At 73.2% G+C, this 23,856-nt stretch carries 22 protein-coding genes; 17 read left to right on the forward strand and 5 right to left on the reverse strand.

Annotation, left to right across the window (positions count from 1 at the left end):
• Positions 1-2: 2 nt before the first annotated feature.
• Positions 3-944, reverse strand: a complete 942-nt coding sequence (locus F0U47_RS04540; protein ID WP_149749158.1) for a class I SAM-dependent methyltransferase — start codon at positions 942-944, stop codon at positions 3-5.
• A 36-nt stretch (positions 945-980) separates the two neighbouring features.
• On the opposite strand from F0U47_RS04540, the gene F0U47_RS04545 reads away from it, so the two are divergent.
• Positions 981-1,709, forward strand: coding sequence for an oxidoreductase (locus F0U47_RS04545; protein WP_149749159.1), 729 nt, complete (start codon positions 981-983; stop codon positions 1,707-1,709).
• Between the two features lie 275 nt (positions 1,710-1,984).
• Here F0U47_RS04545 and F0U47_RS04550 read toward each other — a convergent pair whose 3' ends face one another.
• Positions 1,985-2,779: an HAD family hydrolase gene (locus F0U47_RS04550; protein WP_149749160.1), complete on the reverse strand. Its 795-nt coding sequence runs from the start codon at positions 2,777-2,779 to the stop codon at positions 1,985-1,987.
• 157 nt (positions 2,780-2,936) lie between these two features.
• On the opposite strand from F0U47_RS04550, the gene ssd reads away from it, so the two are divergent.
• The 7 genes from ssd to F0U47_RS04585 all read left to right on the forward strand — a co-directional run bounded on the left by ssd (position 2,937) and on the right by F0U47_RS04585 (position 7,766).
• Positions 2,937-4,013, forward strand: coding sequence for a septum site-determining protein Ssd (gene ssd / locus F0U47_RS04555; RefSeq protein WP_149749161.1), 1,077 nt, complete (start codon positions 2,937-2,939; stop codon positions 4,011-4,013).
• The gene (locus tag F0U47_RS04560; protein WP_149749162.1) at positions 4,010-5,188 is read left to right on the forward strand and encodes a TadA family conjugal transfer-associated ATPase; all 1,179 of its coding nucleotides are present in this window, start codon (positions 4,010-4,012) and stop codon (positions 5,186-5,188) included. Before ssd ends, F0U47_RS04560 begins: the two co-directional genes overlap by 4 nt.
• A complete protein-coding gene (locus F0U47_RS04565; RefSeq protein ID WP_149749163.1) occupies positions 5,185-5,967 on the forward strand; it encodes a type II secretion system F family protein in 783 nt (260 codons plus the stop codon). The genes F0U47_RS04560 and F0U47_RS04565 overlap by 4 nt, the downstream gene beginning before the upstream one ends.
• A gap of 2 nt (positions 5,968-5,969) precedes the next feature.
• A complete protein-coding gene (locus F0U47_RS04570; protein ID WP_149749433.1) occupies positions 5,970-6,698 on the forward strand; it encodes a type II secretion system F family protein in 729 nt (242 codons plus the stop codon).
• Between the two features lie 164 nt (positions 6,699-6,862).
• Positions 6,863-7,054: a DUF4244 domain-containing protein gene (locus tag F0U47_RS04575; RefSeq protein WP_149749164.1), complete on the forward strand. Its 192-nt coding sequence runs from the start codon at positions 6,863-6,865 to the stop codon at positions 7,052-7,054.
• Positions 7,055-7,056: 2 nt separating this feature from the next.
• Positions 7,057-7,416, forward strand: a complete 360-nt coding sequence (locus tag F0U47_RS04580; RefSeq protein ID WP_246159447.1) for a TadE family type IV pilus minor pilin — start codon at positions 7,057-7,059, stop codon at positions 7,414-7,416.
• Positions 7,413-7,766, forward strand: a complete 354-nt coding sequence (locus F0U47_RS04585) for an Rv3654c family TadE-like protein (protein WP_149749166.1) — start codon at positions 7,413-7,415, stop codon at positions 7,764-7,766. The genes F0U47_RS04580 and F0U47_RS04585 overlap by 4 nt, the downstream gene beginning before the upstream one ends.
• Positions 7,767-7,790: 24 nt before the next feature.
• On the opposite strand, the gene F0U47_RS04590 is transcribed toward F0U47_RS04585, so the two are convergent.
• Genes F0U47_RS04590 through F0U47_RS04600 form a run of 3 tightly spaced genes read right to left on the reverse strand, consistent with a single transcriptional unit; the run spans position 7,791 to position 11,270 of the window.
• On the reverse strand, positions 7,791-8,108 hold the full coding sequence (locus F0U47_RS04590) for a hypothetical protein (RefSeq protein ID WP_149749167.1): 318 nt from the start codon (positions 8,106-8,108) through the stop codon (positions 7,791-7,793).
• A gap of 33 nt (positions 8,109-8,141) precedes the next feature.
• Positions 8,142-8,918: a class I SAM-dependent methyltransferase gene (locus F0U47_RS04595; protein WP_149749168.1), complete on the reverse strand. Its 777-nt coding sequence runs from the start codon at positions 8,916-8,918 to the stop codon at positions 8,142-8,144.
• Positions 8,919-8,927: 9 nt separating this feature from the next.
• Positions 8,928-11,270 (reverse strand): DEAD/DEAH box helicase, encoded by a 2,343-nt coding sequence (locus F0U47_RS04600; protein ID WP_149749169.1) that lies wholly within the window; start codon positions 11,268-11,270, stop codon positions 8,928-8,930.
• A gap of 296 nt (positions 11,271-11,566) precedes the next feature.
• Here F0U47_RS04600 and F0U47_RS04605 point away from each other — a divergent pair, with 296 nt between their 5' ends.
• The 9 genes from F0U47_RS04605 (at position 11,567) to F0U47_RS04645 (ending at position 23,848) form a co-directional block, all read left to right on the forward strand.
• Positions 11,567-11,899 (forward strand): STAS domain-containing protein, encoded by a 333-nt coding sequence (locus F0U47_RS04605; RefSeq protein WP_149749170.1) that lies wholly within the window; start codon positions 11,567-11,569, stop codon positions 11,897-11,899.
• Between the two features lie 139 nt (positions 11,900-12,038).
• Positions 12,039-14,324, forward strand: coding sequence for a sodium-translocating pyrophosphatase (locus F0U47_RS04610; RefSeq protein WP_149749171.1), 2,286 nt, complete (start codon positions 12,039-12,041; stop codon positions 14,322-14,324).
• A 171-nt stretch (positions 14,325-14,495) separates the two neighbouring features.
• Complete coding sequence (locus F0U47_RS22585) at positions 14,496-15,773, forward strand: thrombospondin type 3 repeat-containing protein (protein WP_149749172.1); 1,278 nt, start codon at positions 14,496-14,498, stop codon at positions 15,771-15,773.
• A 32-nt stretch (positions 15,774-15,805) separates the two neighbouring features.
• A complete protein-coding gene (locus F0U47_RS04620; RefSeq protein ID WP_149749173.1) occupies positions 15,806-17,317 on the forward strand; it encodes a DUF7059 domain-containing protein in 1,512 nt (503 codons plus the stop codon).
• Positions 17,318-17,347: 30 nt separating this feature from the next.
• A complete protein-coding gene (locus F0U47_RS04625; RefSeq protein WP_149749174.1) occupies positions 17,348-17,917 on the forward strand; it encodes a hypothetical protein in 570 nt (189 codons plus the stop codon).
• A gap of 51 nt (positions 17,918-17,968) precedes the next feature.
• The gene (locus F0U47_RS04630) at positions 17,969-19,060 is read left to right on the forward strand and encodes a DUF2510 domain-containing protein (protein WP_149749175.1); all 1,092 of its coding nucleotides are present in this window, start codon (positions 17,969-17,971) and stop codon (positions 19,058-19,060) included.
• Between the two features lie 150 nt (positions 19,061-19,210).
• Positions 19,211-21,934, forward strand: coding sequence for a type I DNA topoisomerase (gene topA, locus F0U47_RS04635; RefSeq protein WP_149749176.1), 2,724 nt, complete (start codon positions 19,211-19,213; stop codon positions 21,932-21,934).
• Positions 21,935-22,013: 79 nt separating this feature from the next.
• Entirely contained in the window at positions 22,014-22,679 is a 666-nt protein-coding gene (gene tmk / locus F0U47_RS04640; RefSeq protein WP_149749177.1) for a dTMP kinase, read from the forward strand.
• The gene (locus F0U47_RS04645; protein WP_149749178.1) at positions 22,676-23,848 is read left to right on the forward strand and encodes a DNA polymerase III subunit delta'; all 1,173 of its coding nucleotides are present in this window, start codon (positions 22,676-22,678) and stop codon (positions 23,846-23,848) included. The genes tmk and F0U47_RS04645 overlap by 4 nt, the downstream gene beginning before the upstream one ends.
• The last annotated feature ends 8 nt before the right edge of the window (positions 23,849-23,856 follow it).

Genomic DNA, 23,856 nt, shown 5'->3' on the forward strand with positions numbered 1-23,856 from the left:
GTCTAGCGGAAGTCGATGAGGAGCATCCCGGAGTCGTCGTCCGTCGGCGGCTCGACGACCTCTGCCAGCTCCGGCAGCTCGGACAGCTCGGCAGCGTCGGAGAGGGCGACCGGCTCGGTCGCCTCGCCGACGTACTCCTCCGTGCCGGGCTCGGCCGACGCGACCAGCGTCTTCGGCGCCGACTGCGGCTTGATGCCGACCACCGCGCGGTAGCACTCGGTGACGTAGGGGAGCTGCATGCCGTCCATGCCACGGCCGAACTCGTCGTAGAACGCGAGCACCTCGCGGATCTTCGACTCGCGGGCCTCGGCCGGGAGCGTGGCGACGCTGGAACGCGACAACACCAGGTCCTGGATCGTCTCGCGGTCGACGACCTGCCACTGCTTGAAGCGCTCGTGCTCGACGGGTCCGAAGTACGGCGACGACTCGAGCTCGTCGCCCGGACCGGCGCCCTGCTCGGGGTTGGCGAGGATCCGTCCGAGCCGCTTCACCCACGGGATCCGCTCGTCGCGGGCGTTCCAGACCAGGCTCAGCGAGCCGCCGCGCTTGAGCACCCGTGCGATCTCGGGCAGCGCCTTGTCGTGGTCGAACCAGTGGTAGGACTGCGCGGCGATCACGATGTCGAAGGTGCTGTCCGGGACCGGGATCTCCTCGGCCGTGGTCTGGGAGATCCGGGTGACCACGTAGTTGCGGGCGAGGAAGTCGAGCATCGCCGGGTCGGGGTCGGTCGCGTGGACGTCGTGGCCGAGCGCCACCAGCTCACGGGTGAGCTTGCCCGTGCCGGCACCCAGCTCCAGCACCGAGAGCGGCTCGTCGCCGGTCAGCCACCGCACCGCGTCGATCGGGTAGCCCGGGCGGCCGCGCTCGTAGGCGCCGACCACGCTGCCGAAGCAGAGCGCAGGATCGGGGCCTGGAGCGGTGGGGGTGGAATCGTCGGGTGCCATCGGGGGCCACGTTAGTCGCTCGGTAACGTACTTCCGGTGAGCGCGGACCCGTTGGCCTGGTTGGTGTCGCTCGAAGGCGTCCCGTCGGCCTTCGCCGGTGCCCGCGACGGCATCGACGCGGTGCTGCGGGATCGGGGCCTCCGTCGTACCAGCCCGGAGATGACGGCGGAGTCGCTGCTCCGCGGCGCGCATGCCAGCGCCGTCCTCGAGGGGTCCGGGTCCAGCCTCGCCGAGGTCCGTGAGGGCGAGGCCGACGAGATCGCCGCCGACGCGGTCCGGGTGTCGACGGAGCTGCTGAGCCTCGTGCCCGTCGTACGACGCGCGCCGCTGCAGGCGTTCGCCCGGCTGCACTCCCTGGCCGGTCACGGCTCGGTGCCCGACGACCGGCTCGGCCGGCCGCGTGACGCCGAGTCGGCCGGTCTCCTGCGCACCGTCGCCGACCTGGTGACGGCCGCGACCGAGGCACCCGCGCTCGCCGTCGCCGCCGTCGTCCACGCCGAGCTGGTCGTCAACACCCCCTTCGCCTCCCACAACGGGATCGTCGCCCGCGCTGCCGAGCGGCTGCTGATCGCCGCCAAGGGCGTGGACGAGAAGTCCCTGGTCGTGCCTGAGGCGGCCCACCTGGCGCTGCGGGCGGAGTACGAGTCGAACCTCCGCGGCTACTCCAGCGGCAAGTCCTCCGGCATCCACTCCTGGCTGCTCTACACCGCCGAGGCCTACGCCGCGGCTGCCGAGGCCAGTCCGCTGGTCCGCGCCGCCGAGTAACTCCCGCTACATGCAGGTGGCACCCGAGTTATCGAAATCTCTCGGGTGCCACCGCTGACACATGATCCCGTGGCTACCAGGCGTGCATCTCTATCTGCCGCTCCGGAAGTTTTCCGGTGACGTGCGCCCTGTTAGGAAGGGTGGATCGCCGCGTGGGTACCTGGGCCATGTGTTGATCTGGAGTTCTGCCACCCTTTCTACGCTGGTCGGCGGCCACCTTCAAGGGTTGTCTTTTCCGGCGAGCGGGAGAACCCTGGGGGGTTGGGACGGCCTGTTCACGCGCTGAGGTTGCGACGGCGCGCGCCGACCCACACCGCGGCACCGACCGCGACGACACCACCCACCGCGATCGCGGCGAGGGTCGGCCTCGGCGGGGGGAGCGGCACCCGGCTGCGCAGGGTGACCGGCCGGCTGAACGTGAGCACCGGCCAGCTGTTCGCCGCGGCCAGCCTGCGCAGCTCCCGGTCCGGGTTCACGACGTGGGGGTGGCCGACGGCCTCGAGCATGGGGATGTCGGTCGAGGAGTCGCTGTAGGCGTAGCAGTCGGCGAGGTCGTAGCCGCGCTCCTCGGCGAGCGCCCGGATCGCGTTGGCCTTCTCCTCGGCGTAGGCGTAGTAGTCGATCTCGCCGGTGTACTTCCCGTCGACGATCTCGAGCTTCGTCGCGACGACCCGGTCGGCGCCGAGCATGGCACCGATCGGCTCGACCACGTCGGTGCCCGAGGACGACACGATCACGACGTCGCGCCCGGCGGCGTGGTGCTCCTCGATCAGCTGGACCGCCTCGTCGTAGACCAGCGGGTCGACGATGTTGTGCAGGGTCTCGGCGACGATCTCCTTGACCGTGGCGACGTCCCAGCCGGCGACGAGCTGCGACATGAAGTGCCGCATCTTCTCCATCTGGTCGTGGTCGGCCCCGCCGACGAGGAAGACGAACTGGGCGTAGGCCGACCGCAGCACGCCACGGCGCGAGATCAACCCGCCGGCCTGGAACGGCTTGCTGAACGCAAGCGCACTCGACTTCGCGATGATCGTCTTGTCGAGGTCGAAGAACGCCGCCTCGGGGGCCATGCGCCCAATCGTAGGGGCGCGCACCCTGCCTCCGTGGCGCAACTGCGGTTGTCGGCGCGGCCCACCAGCCGTCCACAGGCCCGCCGTGCGGCGCGGCCCTCCACAGCCGCGGAACACCCCGGCATGGCGGTACGACGCCGCGGCGACATCTTCGTCCATGACCACGATCACCGCGCCCCCTGCCGGCGCCGCACCCGCACCGCTCCTGCTCACCGCCGACGAGGGTCTGCTCGGCGAGCTGCTGCCGCTCACGGCGGCGGCGGACGTCGTACCCACCACGGCGCGCGAGCCTGTCGCCGCCCTCGCCGCCTGGAGCCGCGCGCCGGTCGTGCTCCTGGGGGCCGACCTCGCCGACGAGGTCGCCCGGGTCGGGCCGGGCAAGCGGCCGCACGTCTACGTCGTGACGCACCAGCGGGCCCCGGACGAGCTGTTCCGCACGGCGCTGGCGGTCGGTGCGGAGCAGGTCGTCGAGGTGGCCGGCTCGTCGGCCTGGTTGGTCGAGCTGCTGGCGGACCTGACCGAGCGACGCACCGCCCGCGGCCGGGTGATCGGCGTGATCGGCGGGTCGGGCGGCGCCGGCGCGACCACCCTCGCGTGCGCGCTCGGCCAGTGGTCGGCACGCAGCGGCGAGGCGATGGTGATCGACTGCGACCCGCAGGGACCCGGCCTGGACCGGATGCTCGGGCTGGAGCGCACCGACGGCTTCCGCTGGGACGCCCTGTGCCAGACGACGGGGCGGCTGAGCGCCCGCGCCCTCCGGGAGGCGCTGCCGCGGGCGGGGTCGCTCGGGGTGCTGTCGTGGTACGTCGGCGCCGGCCCGCAGACCCTGCAGGCGTTCGCCGTGCGGGAGGCCCTGTCGGCCGCGCGCCGCGGCCACGACACCGTCGTGGTCGACCTGCCGCGGACGCCCGACCGGCTGGTCGACGAGGTGGCGGCCCGCTGCGACCAGCTGCTCGTGGTGACCGTCGGCACCGTGCCCGGGGTGAGCGCGGCGGCGCGGATGCGGGCGCGGTTCGCCGACCATCCCGGCGTCGGCGTGGTCCTCCGCGGTGAGGACGTCGACGCGAGCGACGTCGAGGCGGCGGTCCGGCTGCCGGTGCTCGTGCAGATGCGTGACCAGCCCCGGCTGGGGGAGTCGCTCGACCTCGGGCTCGGGCCGCTGCGCTCGCGGCGCGGGCCCCTCGCCCGCGCGGTGGCGACCCTGCTCGGCACGCCCTTCCCGGAGCCGGCATGACGACGGCCGGCCTGGAGGACGGGTCCGGCCTGGTCGAGGACGTCCGCAGCCGGCTGGCCCGGTCGCCGGGCGACCTGACGCCGCACCGGGTGGCCGAGGCGCTGCGCGCGGCCGGCCGCCCGGTCGGCGACGCGACGGTGCTCGCCGTCTACGAGGCGCTGAGGCGCGACGTGGTCGGCGGCGGCCCGCTGGAGCCGCTGCTGCGGCAGCCGGGCGTGACCGACGTGCTCGTCAACGGCGCCCGCGAGGTCTACGTCGACCGCGGCGGCGGCCTCGAGCGGACCGAGGTGCGCCTGGAGGGCGAGGACGCCGTACGCCGGCTCGCGCAGCGGCTCGTCGCCAGTGGCGGGCGGCGCCTGGACGACGCGGCGCCGTACGCCGACGTGCGACTGCCGGACGGGACGCGCTGCCACGCCGTGCTGGCGCCGCTCGCCCGGCCGGGCACGGTGATCTCGCTGCGGGTGCCGCGGCGGGGTGGGTTCAGCCTCGCGCAGCTCAGGGACGCCGGCACCCTCACCGCCGAGTCCCTCGAGCTGGTGCGGCTGGTGGTGGGCGCGCGGCTGGCGTTCCTCGTCACCGGCGGGACCGGCACCGGCAAGACGACGCTGCTGTCCGCCCTGCTCGGCGCGGTCGAGCCCGCCGAGCGGATCGTGGTCGTCGAGGACGCGACCGAGCTGCGCCCGGACCATCCCCACGTGGTCGGGCTCGAGGCCCGGCCCGCCAACGTCGAGGGCACCGGCACCGTGGTGGTGCGCGACCTCGTTCGGCAGGCCCTGCGGATGCGGCCCGATCGGCTGGTGGTCGGCGAGGTGCGCGACGGCGCTGTCGTCGACCTGCTGGCCGCGCTGAACACCGGCCACGAGGGCGGCTGCGGCACGCTCCACGCCAACTCCGCAGCCGACCTCCCGGCGCGCGTCGAGGCGCTCGCGCTCGCCGCCGGGCTGGGCAGGGACGCCGCGCACAGCCAGCTCGGGTCGGCGCTCGACGTCGTCCTCCACATGACGAGGGACCGCGACGGCCGACGCCGGCTGAGCGAGGTGGCGGTTCTCGAGCGCGACGAGTCCGGATGGGTGCGCACGGTGCCCGCGACCAGGGTCGACCGGGAGGGGGTCCTGTCGGCCGGTCCGGCGGCGGGGCGGCTCCTCGACCTCATCGAGTCGCGGCGGCAGCGATGAGCGGGTCGGCGCTGGCAGCCTGCGCGCTGGCGGCATGCGCCGCCGCGCTCCTGGCACCGGCCCGCGCCGCACCAGCGCGGCGGGGCAGGCGGGGGCGGTCGGCGTACCTCGTCGCGGGGGTGGGGCTCGTCGGCGCGGCCTGGTTGCTGGCGGACGAGCCCCGGCTGCTCGTGCTGGGCGGGGTCGCGGTCGGCGCGGTGGTGGCAGGAGGTCGACTCGTACGCCGGCGCCGGGCTGACGGGGTCGCGGGCCGGGTCCGCGCGCGGGTGGTGGAGATGTGTGACGGGCTGCAGGCCGAGCTCGCGGCCGGCCAGACCCCCGCCACCGCGCTGGAGCGGGCCGCCGGCGACTGGCCGCTGCTCCTGGCCGCGAGCCGGGCCGGGTCGGCCGGCGGTGACGTGCCCTCGGCGCTCCGTGAGCTCGCGACCACGGCAGGCGCCGGGGACCTCCGGATCGTCGCCGCGGCGTGGCAGGTGGCACACCGGACCGGTCACGGGCTCGCCGGCGCGCTCGGCCGGGTCGCCCAGGAGCTGCGGGACGCCGAGCAGACCCGGCGGGTGGTGACCGGCGAGCTGGCATCGGCCCGGGCGACGGCCAGGCTGGTGGCGGCGCTGCCCGTCGTCGCGCTCCTGATGGGCAGCGGCTCGGGCGCCGATCCGTGGTCGTTCCTGCTCGGCCACCCGGTCGGACTCGCGTGCCTCGCCGGCGGGGTGGGCTGCGGGATCGCCGGGCTCGCGTGGATCGAGGCCCTTGCGCGCGACGTCGAGCGGGGGCGGTGACGATGGTCGCGACGGCCGCCGTTCTCGCGGCGCTGGCGGCGTTTCTCGTGGTGCCGGGTCGGTCTGCGGTGCCCCCACCTGCGCTGCGGGGTCTGCCGGGCCGGCCGGCGACGGCGCCGGCCGCCGAGGGTGCGCTCCGCCGGTGGCGGGCGGCCTGGGCCTGCCTCGCGGGCGTCGGAGCGGCGACGCTCCTCGGCGGCGCGGCGGCCCCGCTCGCCGGGATCGGTGTCGCCGCCGCGGTGTGGGTGGTGGCGGGCCGGATCGAGCCGCGCGCCGAGCGCCTGCGGCGCGAGGACGTACGCCGCGACCTCCCGCACGTGGTGACCCTGCTCGGTGCCGCGTTGCGGTCCGGCGCCGCTCCGGGCCCGGCGATCGACCTGGTCCGCCGGGCGCTGCCGGGTGCCGCCGCCGACGTCCTCGGCCCGATCGCCGCCCGCCTGGCCCTCGGCGCCGACCCGGTCGAGGTGTGGTCCGGCCTCGCCGACGACCCGGCCATCGGGCCCCTCGGACGCACGATGGCCCGCGCCCACCGCTCGGGCGCGCCGGTCGTCGCGGCCGTCGAGCGGCTGTCCGAGGAGCTCGCGCGGCGGGCCCGCGCGGAGGTCGAGGACCGCGCCCGGGCCGTCGGCGTCCGGGCCGCGGTGCCGCTCGGCGTCTGCCTGCTGCCGGCGTTCCTCCTCCTCGGCATCGTGCCGCTGGTCGCCGGCCTCGCCCGCTCGATCGCGTGGTGACCGCCGGTGAGCGCCTGCGAGCCACCTGCCGTCCACAGGACCGACGCGCACCGCCGGGTTCCCCAGGTCGGCGTCCGTCGTACCGGACTCGTCGGCCCGGTCCCGCAGGCTCTTCCCGTCGGCGGGCCGCATCGGGCGGCCCGCCCCGGAGGTAGGAGACGTTCATGACCCGACCCAGCACCCTGCGAGACCGCCGCGCCGACCAGCGCGGCATCACCACGGCGGAGTACGCCGTGGGCACCGCCGCCGGCGCCGGCCTGGCCGGCCTGCTCTACAAGCTGCTGACCGGCGGGTTCGGCGACCGCATGCTGCGCACGCTGTTCGACCACGTCTTCGGCCTGCTCGGCATCGGCTGACCGTGGCCCGCCGCTCTGAGCGCGGCGCCGTCACCGCCGAGCTCGCGCTCGGCCTGCCGGTGCTGATCGCGGTCACGACCGGGCTCGTGTGGCTGCTGGCGGTCGGTGCCGCCCAGGTCCGCACCGTCGACGCTGCGCGCGAGACCGCCCGGGCCGTCGCCCGCGGTGACAACCCGGGCGCGGCGGTGGCCGTGGGGGAGCGGGTAGCACCCGACGGCGTGCAGGTGGAGGTCGTCACCCAGGGCGGCCGGGTGACGGCCCGCGCTCGCGGTCACGTGCCCGGCCCCGGCGGCCTCTTCGGCTTCCTGCCCGGCGTCGAGGTCAGCGCCGAGGCGGTGGCCGTGGCCGAGGAGGAGTCGTGAGGTCGCCGCGGCGGCGCGACGACGAGGGCGCGGCGACGCTCCTCGTGACCGCGTGCCTTGGGCTCCTGCTCCTCGTCGGCTGCGCGCTGGCCGTCGTCGCGGCGATGGTCACTGCCCACCGCTCGGCTCAGGCCGCCGCAGACCTCTCCGCGCTGGCGGGCGCGGCTGCGGTCCGCGACGGCGGCGACCCGTGCGGAGCGGCCGGGGGCGTGGCTGCCGCCAACGGGGCGCGACTGACCAGCTGCGCGGTCGCCGGCGTGGAGGTCGCCGTCGTGGTCGAGGTGACCGGGCCACGCTGGCTCGGTCAGCGGCACGACCTTTCGGCGCAGGCGCGCGCAGGCCCTGCGTGACCGGCCGAGGGCCGCCGCCCAGGTCTACTTCTTGTCGTCCGCGTCCGACTCGGCGCGCCGCTCCGCCTCGACCCGGTCGAGCTTCTCCGAGAGCTCGGTGAGGCGCCTCTGCTCCTTGCGGTGCCTCCACCCCTGCTTGGCGCCGAGCTTGATCGCCCAGAGGCCGACCAGGATCAGGGCAGCAGCAGCAACCCCCACCAGGAACAACGCCTCGGTCGTCAGCTCGATGTTCGCGAACTCGACCGACCCCTGGTTGTCCTCGAACTTCACGTCGGAGGTGAAGAGCCCGAGCACGACGAGCACGGCTCCGACGCCGACGAGGATCAGACCGAGGATCACCATGGTGAGGACATTAATGCCTCGGACGGGCCGCGACTACGAGCGCGACTTCCGCGCTGTGACCAGCAGGAACTCGGCGACCAGGCCGTCGGGCCCCTGGTGCCGGACGGCGATCCGGGTGCGCTCGGCACCGATGTCCACCCCCGCGAGCAGCGACCCGAGGTAGCGCGCGGCGCAGTCGGCGGCGCCGGCCGCGCTCCGAGCGGCGGGATCCCAGACGAACGACCGACGCTCGGTCGTCACCTCGTCGGCGTACGGCGCGCAACGCGCACTCGCCGTCTCCGGGACGCCCCAGTCGAGCTCCTGGTCGGGAAATGCAGCGGGGTCGGGCGCGGCCGCCCGCACCGCCGCGTTGAGCTCGCCCATGAAGCTGTCGGGCGGCCACGCGGTGAGCACGACGAGGCCGCCGGGACGGCACACCCGGAACAGCTCCGCCGCTGTGGTTTCCGGGTCCGGCGCGATCACCGCGCCGAAGCTCGAGAGGACCGCGTCGAACGACGCGTCCGCGAACGGCATCCGGCCGGCGTCGCCTGCGACGGCCGGCATCCCCGGGCACCGTGCCACCGCGCGCACCATCTGGACGGGCGACAGGTCGCACGCGACCACGTCCGCGCCACGGTCTCGACACAGCGCTGCCACCGAGCCGTCGCCGGCGCCGACGTCGAGGACGCGCTGCCCCGGTTGCACTTCTGCCGCCGCGACGAGCTGGGTGGCGGCGGGCAGGAGTGCTGCCGAGACGCCGTGGTACTCGCCGGCCTCGTAGAGGACCCGGTTGGCCCTCAGCACACCGCCCGCGTCGACCGTCCCGTCCATCAGTGCAGGTTAGGACGCGAGCAGCGCGTCGAGAAGCAGCACGGCACCTTCCTTGTCGAGCGGGTCGTTGCCGTTGCCGCACTTCGGGGACTGGATGCACGACGGGCAGCCGCTGACGCACTCACAGGCGGCGATCGTCGCCCGGGTCGCGGACAGCCAGTCGCGCGCCGTGGCGTAGCCCCGCTCGGCGAAGCCCGCCCCGCCGGGGTGGCCGTCGTGGACGAAGACCGTCAGCACGCCGGTGTCGGGGTGACGGGCGGTCGACACGCCGCCGATGTCCCAGCGGTCACAGGTCGCGAACAGCGGCAGCAGCCCGATCGAGCAGTGCTCGGCGGCGTGGGCCGCGCCGGGCAGGTCGAGCCGGTCGAGCCCGGCCTCGACGAGCACGTCGTCGGGCACGGTCCACCACACGGCGCTGGTGCGCAGCGTCCGGACCGGCAGGTCGAGCGGCGTCTCGTCGATCACCTCACCCGTGCGGCTGCGCCGGCGGAGGTACGACGTCACCTGGTTGCTCACGTCGACCGACCCGAACGACACCCGGCACCGTCCCCACCTCTCGTGGGCGCGCTCCTCGACGATCACGATGTCGGCGACGTCGCGGGCGGTGGTGGTGTAGTCGACGTCGGTCCGCCGGATCTCGGCGACGTGTCCCTCGAGGTCGAGGTGGTCGACCTGCCAGGTCTCGCCGCGGTGGAGGTAGATCGCGCCGGTGTGGGCGGTCGTGTGGGCGCGGGCGCCGTCGACCGTGCCGACCACGCGGCCGGTCACCGCCTCGACGAGCTGCACCTGGGCGCCGCCGGTGGAGCGGATGTCGGCGAGGTCGGCCGCCCGTCGCCGGTCGGTCCAGAACCACCCGTGGGGGCGGCGGCGCAGCAGTCCGGCCTGGACCAGCTCGTCGAGCAGGCCGCGCGCGGTCGGGCCGAAGAGCGGGAGGTCGGCCAGGGTGATCGGCAGTTCCTGCGCCGCGGCGCACAGGTGCGGCCCGAGGACGTAGGGGTTGTCGGGGTCGAACACCGTGCCCTCGACCGGGCGGCCGAGCAGGGCCTCCGGGTGGTGCACGAGGTAGGTGTCGAGCGGGTCGTCCCGTGCGATCAGCATGCCGAGTGCGCCGCCACCGGTCCGCCCGGCCCGGCCCACCTGCTGCCAGAAGGCCGCACGGGTCCCGGGGTAGCCCGTCACCAGCACCGCGTCGAGCCCGCTGACGTCGATGCCGAGCTCGAGCGCGTTGGTGGCGGCCATCCCGAGCAGCCGACCGCTGCGCAGGTCGTCCTCGAGCGCTCGCCGCTCCTCCGGGAGGTAGCCGCCGCGGTAGGAGTCGACGCGGCCGGCAAGAGCCGGGTCGACCTCGGCGAGGAGGTCGGAGGCCCGCTGGGCGACCTGCTCCACGCCACGCCGCGAGCGGACGAACGCGAGGGTCCGCACGCCCTCGACGACGAGGTCGGCCAACAGGTCGGCGGTCTCAGCGGTGGCGGGGCGCCGGACGGGGGCGCCCTGCTCCCCGGAGTACGACGTCAGCGGCGGCTCCCACAGACCGACCGCCACCTCGCCGCGCGGCGAGTCGTCGTCGGCGACGGCGACCACGTCGAGCCCGGTCAGCCGTCGCGCCGCGACCTCCGGCTCCGCCACGGTGGCGGACGCGAGCACGAACGTCGGCGAGGAGCCGTGGGCAGCGCACACCCGCCGGAGCCGCCGCAGCACCTGGGCGACGTGGGCGCCGAAGACCCCGCGGTAGTGGTGGCACTCGTCGACGACGACGTAGTCGACGCATCCGAAGAACCGCGCCCACCGGTCGTGGGCGGGAAGCAGCGAGCGGTGCAGCATGTCGGGGTTGGTGAGGACGTACTCCCCGTGGTCGCGGGTCCAGTCGCGCTGCTCGTGCGAGCTGTCGCCGTCGTGGGTCGCGACCCGGACGTCCAGCCCGAGGGCGTCGATGGACGCCCGCTGGTCCTGGGCGAGCGCCTTCGTGGGCGCCAGGTAGAGGGTGCTCGACCCGCGCTGGCCGCGCGGCCCCCGACCCGCGCGGATCGCGGTCAGGGCGGGCAGCAGGTAGGCCAGCGACTTGCCCGACGCCGTGCCGGTCGCCACGACCACGTGCTGCCCGTCGTGGGCGTGCTCGGCGGCGCGGACCTGGTGGCGCCACGGCCGGATCACCCCGCGGTCGGAGTACGACGCCACGACCGACTCGTCCGCCCACGCCGGCCACTCCTCGACGACCGCCGGCCGCGCCGGGAGCCGCTCGAGATGGGTGAGCCGATCGGCGCGGGTGGACCCGGCAGCCAGCCGCTCGAGGAGCGCCACCGGGTCGACACCGGGCGCGGAGCCCGGGCGCGCGACGGTCGGCGAAGCGGTCATGCCTGCCATTGTCCTCGCCGGTGCCGACAGATCGCCGGCAGATCGCCGGCAGATCGCCGGCAGATCGCCGACAAGTGGCCCGACAAGTGGCCCGACAAGTGGCCCGACAAGTGGCCCGACAAGTGGGAGAGAACCGGCGGTCAGGTCGCCGACATGTGCTCGAGAGGCGGTCAACGCCGCGCGCTCGTGCGCCGTTGGGTCGGTCGTGGTTTGATATCACCGCTGGTAAACCCGCCCTGGGGCCTCCCGCTCGGGTCGGGTTTCGTCGAGAAACACCGAATTCACTGGGGTGGCACGTGGACCTGACACTTACAACGCGCGAGGTCGGTGGGCGCACCGTCGTTGCCGTGGGTGGCGAGATCGACGTCTACACCGCGCCCAAGCTGCGTGACACCATCACCGAGCTGGTCGCCGCCGGCACCTACGACATCATCATCGACATGGAGCAGGTCGAGTTCCTCGACTCCACCGGTCTCGGTGTGCTCGTGGGCGGCCTCAAGAAGGTCCGCGCCCACGACGGCTCGCTCCACCTGATCTGCAACCAGGACCGGCTCCTCAAGATCTTCCGGATCACCGGCCTCGCCAAGGTCTTCACCATCCACGAGTCCGCCGACGCCGCACTGGCGTAGGTCCGCCGGGGGCGCAAAGTCCCCGAGTGACTCGCATCACACCGGTGGTGTGTCCTGGAACACACCGTGCGTAGACTCCGGCGCGTTCCCTGACGTGGGTCCTCGGACCCACCCCTGAATCCCCCCTTGGAGGAAACGCATGCCCGGGATCCTTCCCGCTGTCGTTGAGGTCGATGGCGGTGACTTCGTGCTGGTTTCGCTGGTGGCGGTGATCGCGCTCGGCTCGCTCGCGATGGCCGCCATCTTCCGCCAGCAGGTGCTCGCCGCCGGCGAAGGCACCGAGAACATGCGCCGCATCGCGCAGGCCGTCCAGGAAGGCGCCAACGCTTACCTGACCCGCCAGTTCCGGACGCTCGCGGTCTTCGCGGCGATCGCCTTCTTCGCGCTGATGGCGCTGCCGGCCGACGACGCCACCGTACGGATCTTCCGCTCCGTCTTCTTCCTGGTCGGCGCCGGGTTCTCCGGCGCCATCGGCTACCTGGGCATGTCGCTCGCGGTGCGCGCCAACCTGCGCGTCGCGGCGGCAGCCAACGAGCTGGGACGCGACCCGGCCATGAACATCGGCTTCCGCACCGGCGCGTTCGTCGGCATGGCGACGGTGGGCCTCGGCCTGCTGGGCGCCAGCGTCGTCGTGCTGGCGTTCCAGGACGAGGCGCCGCACGTGCTCGAGGGCTTCGGCTTCGGCGCGGCGCTGCTCGCCATGTTCATGCGGGTCGGCGGCGGCATCTTCACCAAGGCTGCCGACGTGGGTGCCGACCTGGTCGGCAAGGTCGAGCACAACATCCCCGAGGACGACCCGCGCAACGCGGCCACGATCGCCGACAACGTCGGCGACAACGTCGGCGACTGCGCCGGCATGGCGGCCGACCTGTTCGAGTCGTACGCCGTCACCCTGGTCGCGGCGCTGATCCTCGGCTCGCAGGCCTTCGGTGACAAGGGCCTCGTCTTCCCGCTGATCGTCCCCGCGATCGGCGCCCTCTCGGCGATCGCCGGTGTCTACCTCACCAAGCCCCGCGCCGGTGAGAACGGCCTGAAGACGATCAACCGCGCGTTCTACATGTCGGCGGCCTTCGGTGCCGTCGCCAGCGCGATCGCCGCGTTCGTCTACCTCCCGGGCGAGTGGAGCGAGCTCGGGACCGGCATGGAGGCCGACCTGGCTCCGCCGGTCTTCGCCGCCGGCGCCGTCGTCATCGGCATCGTGCTCGCCGCCGCGATCCTCGCGCTGACCGGCTACTTCACCGGCACCGACCACCGGCCGGTCAAGGACGTCGCCCAGACATCCCTCACCGGCCACGCCACGGTGATCCTCTCCGGCCTCTCGGTCGGCTTCGAGTCGGCCGTCTACACCGCCATCGTCATCGGCGCGGCCGTCTACGGTGCCGCCCTGCTGGCAGGCGGCGCCACCGGCCTGGCGCTGTTCGCGGTTGCTCTCGCCGGCTGCGGCCTGCTCACGACCGTCGGCGTCATCGTCGCCATGGACACCTTCGGTCCGGTCTCCGACAACGCGCAGGGCATCGCCGAGATGTCCGGCGACGTGAGTCCCGAGGGCGCGCAGATCCTCACCGAGCTCGACGCGGTCGGCAACACCACCAAGGCGATCACCAAGGGCATCGCGATCGCGACCGCCGTGCTCGCCGCGAGCGCGCTGTTCGCGTCGTACACCCAGAGCGCGTTCGAGGAGGTCGGTGACGAAGGGTCGCTCGACCTGCTCAGCGAGTTCCTGGTCTACGACGCCAAGCTCATCGTCGGCGCGCTGCTCGGCGCGGGCGTGGTGTTCCTGTTCTCCGGGCTCGCGATCAACGCGGTCGGCCGTGCGGCCGGTGCGGTGGTCTTCGAGGTACGGCGCCAGTTCCGCGAGATCCCCGGGATCATGGAGGGCACCGGCCGGCCGGAGTACGGCAAGGTCGTCGACATCGTGACCCGCGACTCGCTCCGCGAGCTGGCCACCCCGGGCATCCTCGCCATCCTGGCTCCGGTCGCCGTCGGCTTCGGCCTCGGCGTCGGCCCGCTGGCGGGCTTCCTGGTGGGCGCGATCGCGAGCGGCACGCTGATGGCGGTGTTCCTGGCCAACTCCGGTGGCGCCTGGGACAACGCGAAGAAGCTGGTCGAGGACGGCCACTACGGTGGCAAGGGCTCCGAGGCGCATGCCGCGACGGTCACCGGTGACACGGTGGGCGACCCGTTCAAGGACACCGCCGGCCCGGCGATCAACCCGCTGCTCAAGGTGATGAACCTGGTCTCGCTGCTCATCGTCGGCGCGATCGTCAGCCTGTCGTACGGCGAGGACGAGAACGACGTGGTGCGGATCCTGATCGCGGTCGCCGCGGCGTCCGGGATCGCGATCGCGGTGTACGTGTCGAAGCAGCGCCAGTCCCAGCTGGGCGACGACATCGACACCCCGGCGCGCCCGGTCGAGGCTTCCTGACCACGGCTCCACCGACACCGAACCGGCCCGGTCTCCTCACGGAGGCCGGGCCGGTTCTCACATCCGGGGCGGTCTGGCCATTCCCCCGTGCGGACCCGGCGGGTGCCCTACGATCCGCCGGAGGGGCGCCGGCGGACGGCCAGGCGTGGGGCATCGGGAGACGGTGGAGTGATGAAGACACGCAGGGGGAGCGTCCGGACGCTCGGACTGGTAGCTGCGACGACGCTGGTGGCGAGCGGGCTGTGCGTGCTCGCCGCGCCGACCGCGCACGCCGCGGACCCGGTCCTGCCGGGACCGGGCAGCGACCACTGGTCACCGGTGCTGAAGACGGCCGACGGCAGGACGGCGCCGATGAGCGACGCCGGCGGCGACTACTCCGTGACCCACCTCGACCTGACTCCCGTCGACGCCACCGTGGATCCGCCCACCGGCCTTCCGGTCGACCCGGCGACGGTGTTCATGTCGGCCGACCTCGACCACGTCTACGTGCGCTTCCACGTGGCCGCTCTGCCCGGCAACGGCGCCGGGGGTTACGTCCTCCAGATCGACACCAACGGCGACCAGGCGGGCTGGGAGCGGGCGGTGCGCTACAGCGATGCCACCGACACCATCACCTACTGGAACGGTGGAGCCGACGCCGGCGTCAAGACCGCCGGCACCCAGGTCTCGTCCGTGCCGGCGACCGCGCTCAACGCCGTCAACTACGCCGGCGGCACCAGCGGAGGGTTCGTCGCCTGGGCGATGGCCCGCACCGACCTCGCCGCCGCCGGGATCGACCTCGGCGGAGCGGTCCGGATGGTGATCGGCGCGACGAGCGAAGCCGGCGCGAAGCTGGATGCGGGCGGCTTCCTGGGCCTCAGCCCGAAGGCCGACGTCCTCGGCGCCGGCCAGTTCGGAGCTGCCGCGCCGGCGTGGAACACCCTGGTGACCGACCCGATCGACCTGCGGCCGACCGACAACGACGGCGACGGTGTCGTCAACGGCGTCGACAACTGCCCGGCGGTCCCCAACCCGAGCCAGGCCGACGACGACAACGACGGTCCGGGCAACGCCTGCGACCCGACCCCGCGCGGACCCGACCCCGACGGCGACGGCGTGGGCGCGTTGGACGACCAGTGCCCGGAGCAGTACGGCGCGCTGGCCAACGGGTGCGTCGCGCAGTCGACGACGAGCGCGACCCTGCGGTACGTCGCGCGGCGCAAGACGTTCAAGGGCGTCGTCCGTGCCGACTACGACCAGTGCGTGCCCCGGCGGAGCGTCACCGTCTTCAGGTCCGTCAGCGGGCCCGACCGCGACCTGGGCACGGTGCGGACCGACAGCGCCGGCAAGTACGCCCTGGGGCTGTCCCGGCGCGCCCGGGCGGGCAAGTACTACGCCCAGGTCGACTCCAAGTGGACCCTCGGCGCCCGCTGCTTCGCGGTCAGGTCGCCGAGGATCCAGGTCGGCTGACCGCCGGCTGAGTGGGCCACTACGGTGGCCCGGTGACGCCTGCCTCCGTCGCGCTCGCGGGCCCGTTCCGCGACGCGCTGATCGCCGCCGACTACACCTACGACGCGGTCGCCGACCTGCTCGGCGCCGAGGCGCACGCGGCGCTGTCCCGCAACGAGACCACGCCCGCCCTCCGCCGTACGGCGCAGGCAGGACCCCTCGCGACGCTGGTCCGGCTCTTCCTCCTGCAGCGGCCGGTGCCCTTCGGCGACGCCGAGCAGGCGCTACCGGGACTGGTCGAGCGCCTCGCCGCCGAGGGCATGCTCGCGCAGTCCGTCGGAGAGGTGGCCGCCCGGCTGGACTGCCGGCCCTACGGGTCCGATGTCCCTTCGACAGGCTCAGGGGAGTCCGGCACCGACCTCTGGATCGTCAGCGACCTGACACCCGGTCTGGACGGGGCGCCGCAGCAGGTGACGGCCGACTACGTGCTCGGCATCAGCCCGGCCTCGACCTCCCTCGCCCAGCTCACCCTGCGGCACGACGTCGGCTCGGCCCTCGACCTCGGCACCGGCTGCGGCGTGCAGGCGGTCCACCTCGCCGGCCACGCGGACCGGGTAGTGGCGACCGACGTCAACCGGCGCGCGCTCGACCTCGCCCGCTTCAACGCCGAGCTCAACGAGGTCGGCGGGCGCGTCGACGTCCGCGAAGGCTCGTTCTTCGAGCCGGTCGCCGGCGAGCGCTTCGACCTGATCAGCACGAACCCGCCGTTCGTGATCTCGCCCGCGACGGGGGAGCGGTTGGTCTACCGGGACTCCGGGCTGCCCGGCGACGGCGTCGTCGAGCACATCGTGCGCACCGCTCCCGATCACCTCACCGACGGCGGCTGGTGCCAGGTGCTGGCGAACTGGGCGATCCTCGCCGACCAGCCGTGGGACGAGCGGCTGGCCGAGTGGCTCCCCGGCGACTGCGACGCGCTCGTGGTGCAGCGCGAGGTGATCGACCCGGCGGCGTACGTCGAGCTGTGGCTCAAGGACTCCGGCCACCACCCGTCGACGGGGACCGGGACGGCGGCGGACTACACGCGGCGCTACGACACCTGGCTCGGGTGGCTCGAGGAGCAGGGCGTCAGCGCAATCGGCTTCGGCTGGATCAACCTGCACCGGACCGGCGGCGGCAGCACCGACCTCCTCGACTGGCCGTACGACGTCGAGCAGCCCATCGCCCCCGCGATCGCCGAGTGGGCGCGCGCCGCCGCCGACCGGGTCGACCCGGGCACCACCCTGGTCGTCAGGCCCGACGTCCAGCAGGAGACGGTCGGCGCGGTCGGCGCCGAGGATCCCGCCACGATCCTCCTGCGCCAGCAGCGGGGCCTGCGCCGCGCGCGGCAGGTCGACACCGTGACTGCCGCCGTCGCCGGCGCCTGTGACGGCGACCTGCCGGTGGGAGCGATCCTCGACGCGGTCGCCCAGCTGCTCGACCTCGACCCGGCTGCGACGCGGGACCGCTACCTGCCCGAGGTCGTCTCGCTCGTCCGCGAGGGCTATCTGGCCGTCCACGGCGGATAGCGGCAGGCAGGGTACGTCGTTGGCCATTGCGTGCCCTACCGCCACCACTACCGCAACTCTCGCCGCAAGGCGTACTGGGCGCTGGGGGCGGTCGCGGTGGTCGTGCTCGTCGTCGTAGGGCTACTGGTCGTCTCGCAGCGGGACGGCCCCGACGGCGACTCCTCGACGATCGCCACCGATCGACCGACGGAGCGCGGGACCGACCGGGACGACCAGCGCAGGCGTCACGACAAGAAGCGCCGCGACAAGGCCGGCTCGAAAGGACAGGAGGACCCCCCGAGCTGGCTGGCAGGGGCCCCTGACCAGGGCGCATTCGTTCCCGGTGGGGCGCACCGTGCCGTGCTCACCGTGACCTCCGCCCAGGGGACGCCCGTCGGGGTCAAGTACGCCTTCCGCACCGGAGCGACCTACCGCGACGGCACGGTCACCGCCAACGGGTCGTGGAGAGCGGCGGAGACCGTGCGCGGGCACGAACCGCTCGCCGGCGTCATCGGTCAGGTGGCGTCGGGCTCGGTGACCTGCACCGCGACCCTCGACGGACGGGTGATCTCCACCAGGACCAGCTCCGGGCGCTTCGCCACGGTGCTCTGCGCCGCCTGACCCCGATCGGCCCGTCGGCAGGCTGCGGCCGCCTGGTGCAGACTTGGCGCCGTGACCCAAGCCGGCTGGTACCCCGACCCCGCTGGTCAGCCCCAGACCTTCCGCTACTGGGACGGTTCCTCGTGGAGCCAGGAGACGACCAGCAACCCCTACGCGCCCCCGCCCGCTGCTGCGGGAGGGCCGCCGCCACCACCGCCCCCGCCGGCCGCACCGCCGTCCCAGCAGCCGCAGACCGTGTTCTCCGGCGGGCCGACGCCGCCGTCGCCGTACGGCCAGCTCCCGCCGCAACCCCAGGCCTTCGGTGCGGGCTACCCGCCCTCCCCGGCCGGCAGCTCCCGCGGCTCGGCCCTGACGATCCTGCTCGTCGTCGCCGCGGTGCTCGCGCTGGTCGGCCTCAGCGTCGGAGGGTTCTTCGGCTACCGCGCGTTCACCGACGACGACGACAGCGACGCGGACGCGAGTGAGCAGCCCAGCGCGACCGACAGCGCCACGACCGAGCCGACGGAGCCAACGGGGTCCACCGACCCGACCGATACGACCGGGACGAGCCCCACCGAGTCCGCCTCCACGGGCGTCGAGACCACCGAGCAGCAGTGCGCCGGCGGCCGGCCGCAGCCCTCGAACGAGCCCCCCGCCGGTGCGCAGCGGGTCACCGGGGGCGGCTTGAGCATCCCGATCCCGGACGGCTACACGGCCGACATCTCCTACGCCGAGCAGTTCACCTTCGCCGACGACTTCACGCCGCTGCAGAAGGTGATCGAGCAGACCGACCAGTCCGGGTGGGTGTCGATCTACGGCGTCGGCGGTCTCAGCAAGGGCAACGGGTTCACCGACCCGGAGCAGGCCGCGGAGGTGGTGATGAGCTGCATGGCGCAGTCGACCGACCTCTACGCGTTCTTCACCGGGCGCGAGGACCTCAGCTCCGGCGAGATCACGATCGACGGCAACGAGGCCTACCAGATCACAGCCGAGCTCCGGGTCGACAACCCCGACCTCACGGTCGAGGGCGACGTCGCCCAGGTGATCGTGGTCGACATGGGCGACGCGGAGACCTTCGGTCTCTACATCACCGTCGTGCCCATCGGCGACCAGGCGCTGATCGACCAGCAGGAGGCCGCGGTCGGCCAGATCAGGGCAGACTGAGGGTGGGCTGACGGGAGCCTCGCCCGGTCCACCGGGACCCGCGGAGAGTGGCGGACTGGACACGACGCGCTACCGTCTTGGGCCGTGAGCCCCCTTGCGGTGGGCGTCCGCTGTCCAGAATCCCTGTCTGCGTTGTGAAGTAGGTCCCGAGTGCCACACAAGTTGGTGATCGTCGAGTCACCGGCCAAGGCCCGCACGATCGGCGGGTACCTCGGCGACGGCTACGTCGTCGAGTCCTCCATCGGTCACATCCGCGACCTGCCCAACAACGCCGCCGACACCCCCGCGAAGATCAAGGACAAGCCGTGGGGGCGGCTGGCGATCGACGTCGAGCACGACTTCACGCCCTACTACGTCGTCCCGCGGGACAAGAAGAGCCACATCAGCAAGCTCAAGAGTCTCCTCAAGGACGCCGACGAGCTCTACCTCGCCACCGATGAGGACCGCGAGGGCGAGGCGATCGCCTGGCACCTGCTCGACGAGCTGAAGCCGAAGAACATCCCGGTGAAGCGGATGGTCTTCCACGAGATCACCAAGTCCGCCATCCAGGAGGCGGCCGCCAACCCGCGCGACCTCGACATGGACCTGGTCGAGGCGCAGGAGACCCGCCGCATCCTCGACCGCCTCTACGGCTACGAGGTCTCTCCCGTCCTGTGGCGCAAGGTGATGTCCGGCCTGTCCGCAGGCCGCGTCCAGTCGGTGGCGACGCGCCTGGTGGTCGACCGCGAGAAGGAGCGGATGGCGTTCCGGGTCGCGTCGTACTGGGACCTCGAGGGCACCTTCGACAGTGGAGTCGCCGGCGCCGACTCCGGTCCGCGGATGTTCCCCGCCAAGCTCTACTCCCTCGACGGCACCCGGGTCGCGTCCGGCTCCAACTTCGGGCCGGACGGACAGCTGAAGGGGCGCGCCGACGTCGTCCACCTCGACCGGACCCGCGCCGAGTCGCTGGTGTCGGCGCTCGCCGAGACGTCGTACGACGTCCGCTCGGTCGAGGCCAAGCCCTACAAGCGGTCGCCCTACCCGCCGTTCCGCACCACCACCCTCCAGCAGGAGGCGAGCCGCAAGCTCGGCATGAGCGCCAGCGTGACCATGTCGGTCGCGCAGCGGCTCTACGAGAACGGCTTCATCACCTACATGCGCACCGACTCGACCACGCTCTCGGGCAGCGCGATCGGCGCGGCGCGGTCGCAGGTGCGGGAGCTGTACGGCGCCGAGTACCTCCCGGACTCACCGCGGACCTACACCAGCAAGGTCAAGAACGCCCAGGAGGCGCACGAGGCGATCCGGCCGGCGGGCGAGTCGTTTCGCACCCCCGCCCAGACCGGGCTGACCGGCGACCAGTTCCGCCTCTACGAGCTGATCTGGATGCGCACCGTCGCCTCCCAGATGAAGGACGCGGTCGGCCAGTCCGTCTCGGTGCGGATCGGCGGCCGGGCCGCGACCGGCGCGGACGTCGTGTTCTCCGCGTCCGGCCGGGTGATCACGTTCCACGGCTTCCTCAAGGCCTACGTCGAGGGCACCGACGAGGGTGCCGCCAAGGACGACCAGGAGACCCGCCTCCCGGCGCTGTCCGAGGGCGACCCGGTCTCGGCCGCGTCCCTGAGCGCCAACGGCCACGAGACGAAGCCGCCGTCCCGCTACACCGAGGCCACCTTGATCAAGGAGCTCGAGGACCGGCAGATCGGCCGGCCGTCGACGTACGCCTCGATCATCGGCACCATCCTCAACCGCGGCTACGTCTACAAGAAGGGCACCGCGCTGGTGCCGGCGTGGATCGCGTTCTCCGTGGTCCGGCTGCTCGAGGAGCACTTCACGCGGCTGATCGACTACGACTTCACCGCGCTGATGGAGACCGTCCTCGACGACGTCGCCCGCGGCGAGAAGGACCGGGTCACCGAGCTCAGCGAGTTCTACTACGGGTCCGAGAAGCTCGCCGGTCTCAAGCCGCTCGTCGACGGGCTGGGCGACATCGACGCCAAGGAGCTGGCGACGTTCCCGGTCGGATCGCCGGAGGACGGGATCGCCCTGCGGGTCGGCAAGTACGGCCCCTACTTGGAGACCACTGCGGGCCCCGACGACGACGGGTCCTTCGTGTCTCAGCGCGCGAACGTGCCCGACGACCTGCCGCCGGACGAGCTGACCCTGGCCAAGGCCAAGGAGCTGCTGGCCAACCCGGCGGGCGAGGAGATCGACCTCGGCAACCACCCCGAGACCGGGCTGCGGGTCGTCGCCAAGAACGGCCGGTTCGGTCCCTACGTCACCGAGGAGCTCCCCGAGGACGCTCCGCGGAGTGGGAAGAAGGGGCAGGCGAAGCCGCGCACCAGCTCGCTCTTCAAGTCGATGTCGCTCGACACCGTCACCCTGGCCGACGCGGTGAAGCTGCTGTCGCTGCCGCGGATCGTCGGCACGGCCGAGGACGGTGAGGAGATCACCGCCCAGAACGGCCGCTACGGCCCCTACCTCAAGAAGGGCACCGACTCCCGCTCGCTGCAGTCCGAGGACCAGCTCTTCACCATCACGCTCGACGAGGCGCTGGCGATCTACGCCCAGCCCAAGCAGCGCGGGCGGGCGGCCGCGGCGCCGCCGCTCAAGGAGCTCGGCAACGATCCGGTCTCCGGGCAGCCGATCGTGGTGAAGGCCGGCCGTTTCGGCGAGTACGTCACCGACGGCGAGTTCAACGCCACCCTCCGCAAGGACGACTCGGTCGAGGCGATCACCCTCGAGCGGGCTGCCGAGCTGCTCGCCGAGCGGCGGGCGAAGGGCCCGGCGAAGAAGACGGCCAAGAAGGGCGCGAAGAAGGCCCCGGCCAAGAAGAGCACGGCCAAGAAGACTGCGAAGAAGACGGCGAAGAAGACGACCGCCAAGAAGAAGTGAGCCGGTCGCCGAGGTGCGAGGCCGCCCGCGGTCGAGCCTCGAGACCTCCGGCGTCGGGCCGGTCGTCTAGGTTGCTCCCGTGAGCTCCTCGTGGCCCGGCCGCTACAGCGACACCGGTGTGTTCGTCTGCCTCGAGGGCGGCGAGGGATCGGGCAAGTCGACGCAGTCGCGGTTGCTCCGCGACGCGCTGGTCGCGCAGGGCTACGACGTGCGCCTCACCTTCGAGCCCGGTGACACCGTGGTCGGCAAGGAGGTGCGCCGGATCGTGCTCAGCCCCGAGACCGGCGACCTCGACGACCGCACCGAGGCGCTGCTCTACGCCGCCGACAAGGCCGAGCACGTCGCGACCGTCGTGCTGCCGGCGCTGGCGCGCGGCGAGGTGGTCATCACCGACCGCTACGTCGACTCCGCGCTCGCCTACCAGGGCGCCGGCCGTGACTCGCTCGACCTGGCCGAGTTGGAGCAGGTCGCCCGGTGGGCGACCGGCGACCTGCGTCCCCACCTGACCGTGGTGCTCGACCTCGAGCCGGAGGCGGGCCTCGGCCGCTTCAGCGAGCGGGACCGCATCGAGGGCGAGTCGCTGCAGTTCCACCAGCGGGTGCGGCAGGCGTTCCTCGATCTCGCTGCCGCCAACCCCGACCACTACCTCGTCCTGGACGCGCGGGCTCCCGTCGACGAGATCGCCACCGCCATCCGCGAGCGCGTCGCGCCGCTGCTCGTGCAGGCGGAGCGGAGGTCCGCATGACGGTGTGGGACACCCTCGTCGGCCAGCGCACGGTCATCGGGCAGCTGCAGACGGCGGTCGCCGGGCAGGGGATGAGCCATGCCTGGCTGTTCACCGGCCCGCCCGGATCGGGCCGGTCCAACACCGCGGTCGCGTTCGCGGCGGCGCTGCAGTGCGAGCACGCGGGCCTCGGCTCCGACTGCCCGGACGGCTGCCACGACTGCCACACGGTGCTCGCCGGCAGCCACGCCGACGTCGCCCTCGTCCGCACCGAGAAGCTGACCATCGGTGTGAAGGAGGTCCGCGACCTGGTCCGGCGGGCGTCCCTGACGCCGATGGGCAGGCGCTGGCAGATCCTCATCGTCGAGGACGCCGACCGTCTCACCGAGCAGGCCTGCAACGCCCTGCTCAAGGCGATCGAGGAGCCCAACGCCCGCACCGTGTGGATGCTCTGCACCCCCACGGTCGAGGACGTCTTGCCGACGATCCGGTCGCGCTGCCGGCTGGTCTCCCTCAGCACGCCGACCGCCACCGACGTCTCCGGCTTCCTGCAGTCGCTGGGGTGCGACGCCGAGCGCGCGTCGTACGCCGCCCGTGCGAGCCAGGGCCACATCGGCCGTGCCCGCGCCCTGGCGTTCGACGACGCGGTGCGGGCGCGTCGCCAGGACGTCGTCTCCATGCCCGCCCGGCTCACCACCCTGAAGGCGTGCCTCGCCTCGGCCAGCCGGCTCGCCGAGGTCGCCAAGGCGGAGGCCGACGAGATCACCGCCCAGCTCGACGCCCGGGAGAAGGCCGACCTCGACTCGGCCTACGGCGTGGTGGAGCGCGGCCGCCGGCCGAAGGAGTACGCACCCGCGCTGCGCGACCTTGAGCAGGCGCAGAAGACCCGCGCGAAGCGGCGCCAGCTCGACGTCGTCGACCGCGGTCTGGTCGACCTGGTCTCGGTCTACCGGGACGCCATCGCCCTGGCCACGGGCGCGCCCGGCGAGCTGGTCAACGAGGACATCCGGCCGGACATCGAGCGGATCGTGGAGACCTCGTCCCCCGGGTTGAATTTGCAGCGGATCGGTTGGATCTTCGAGGCGAGGGAACAGATGCTGGAGTTCAACGTGCCTGTTCCTCTCGCGTTGGAGTCGATGATGGTCGCGCTTCGCACGACCGACGTGCTGTCCGGTGCCGACCGGAGCTGAGGAGAGTC

The organism is Nocardioides antri, from assembly GCF_008373765.1.
Taxonomy (GTDB): Bacteria; Actinomycetota; Actinomycetes; order Propionibacteriales; family Nocardioidaceae; genus Nocardioides; species Nocardioides antri.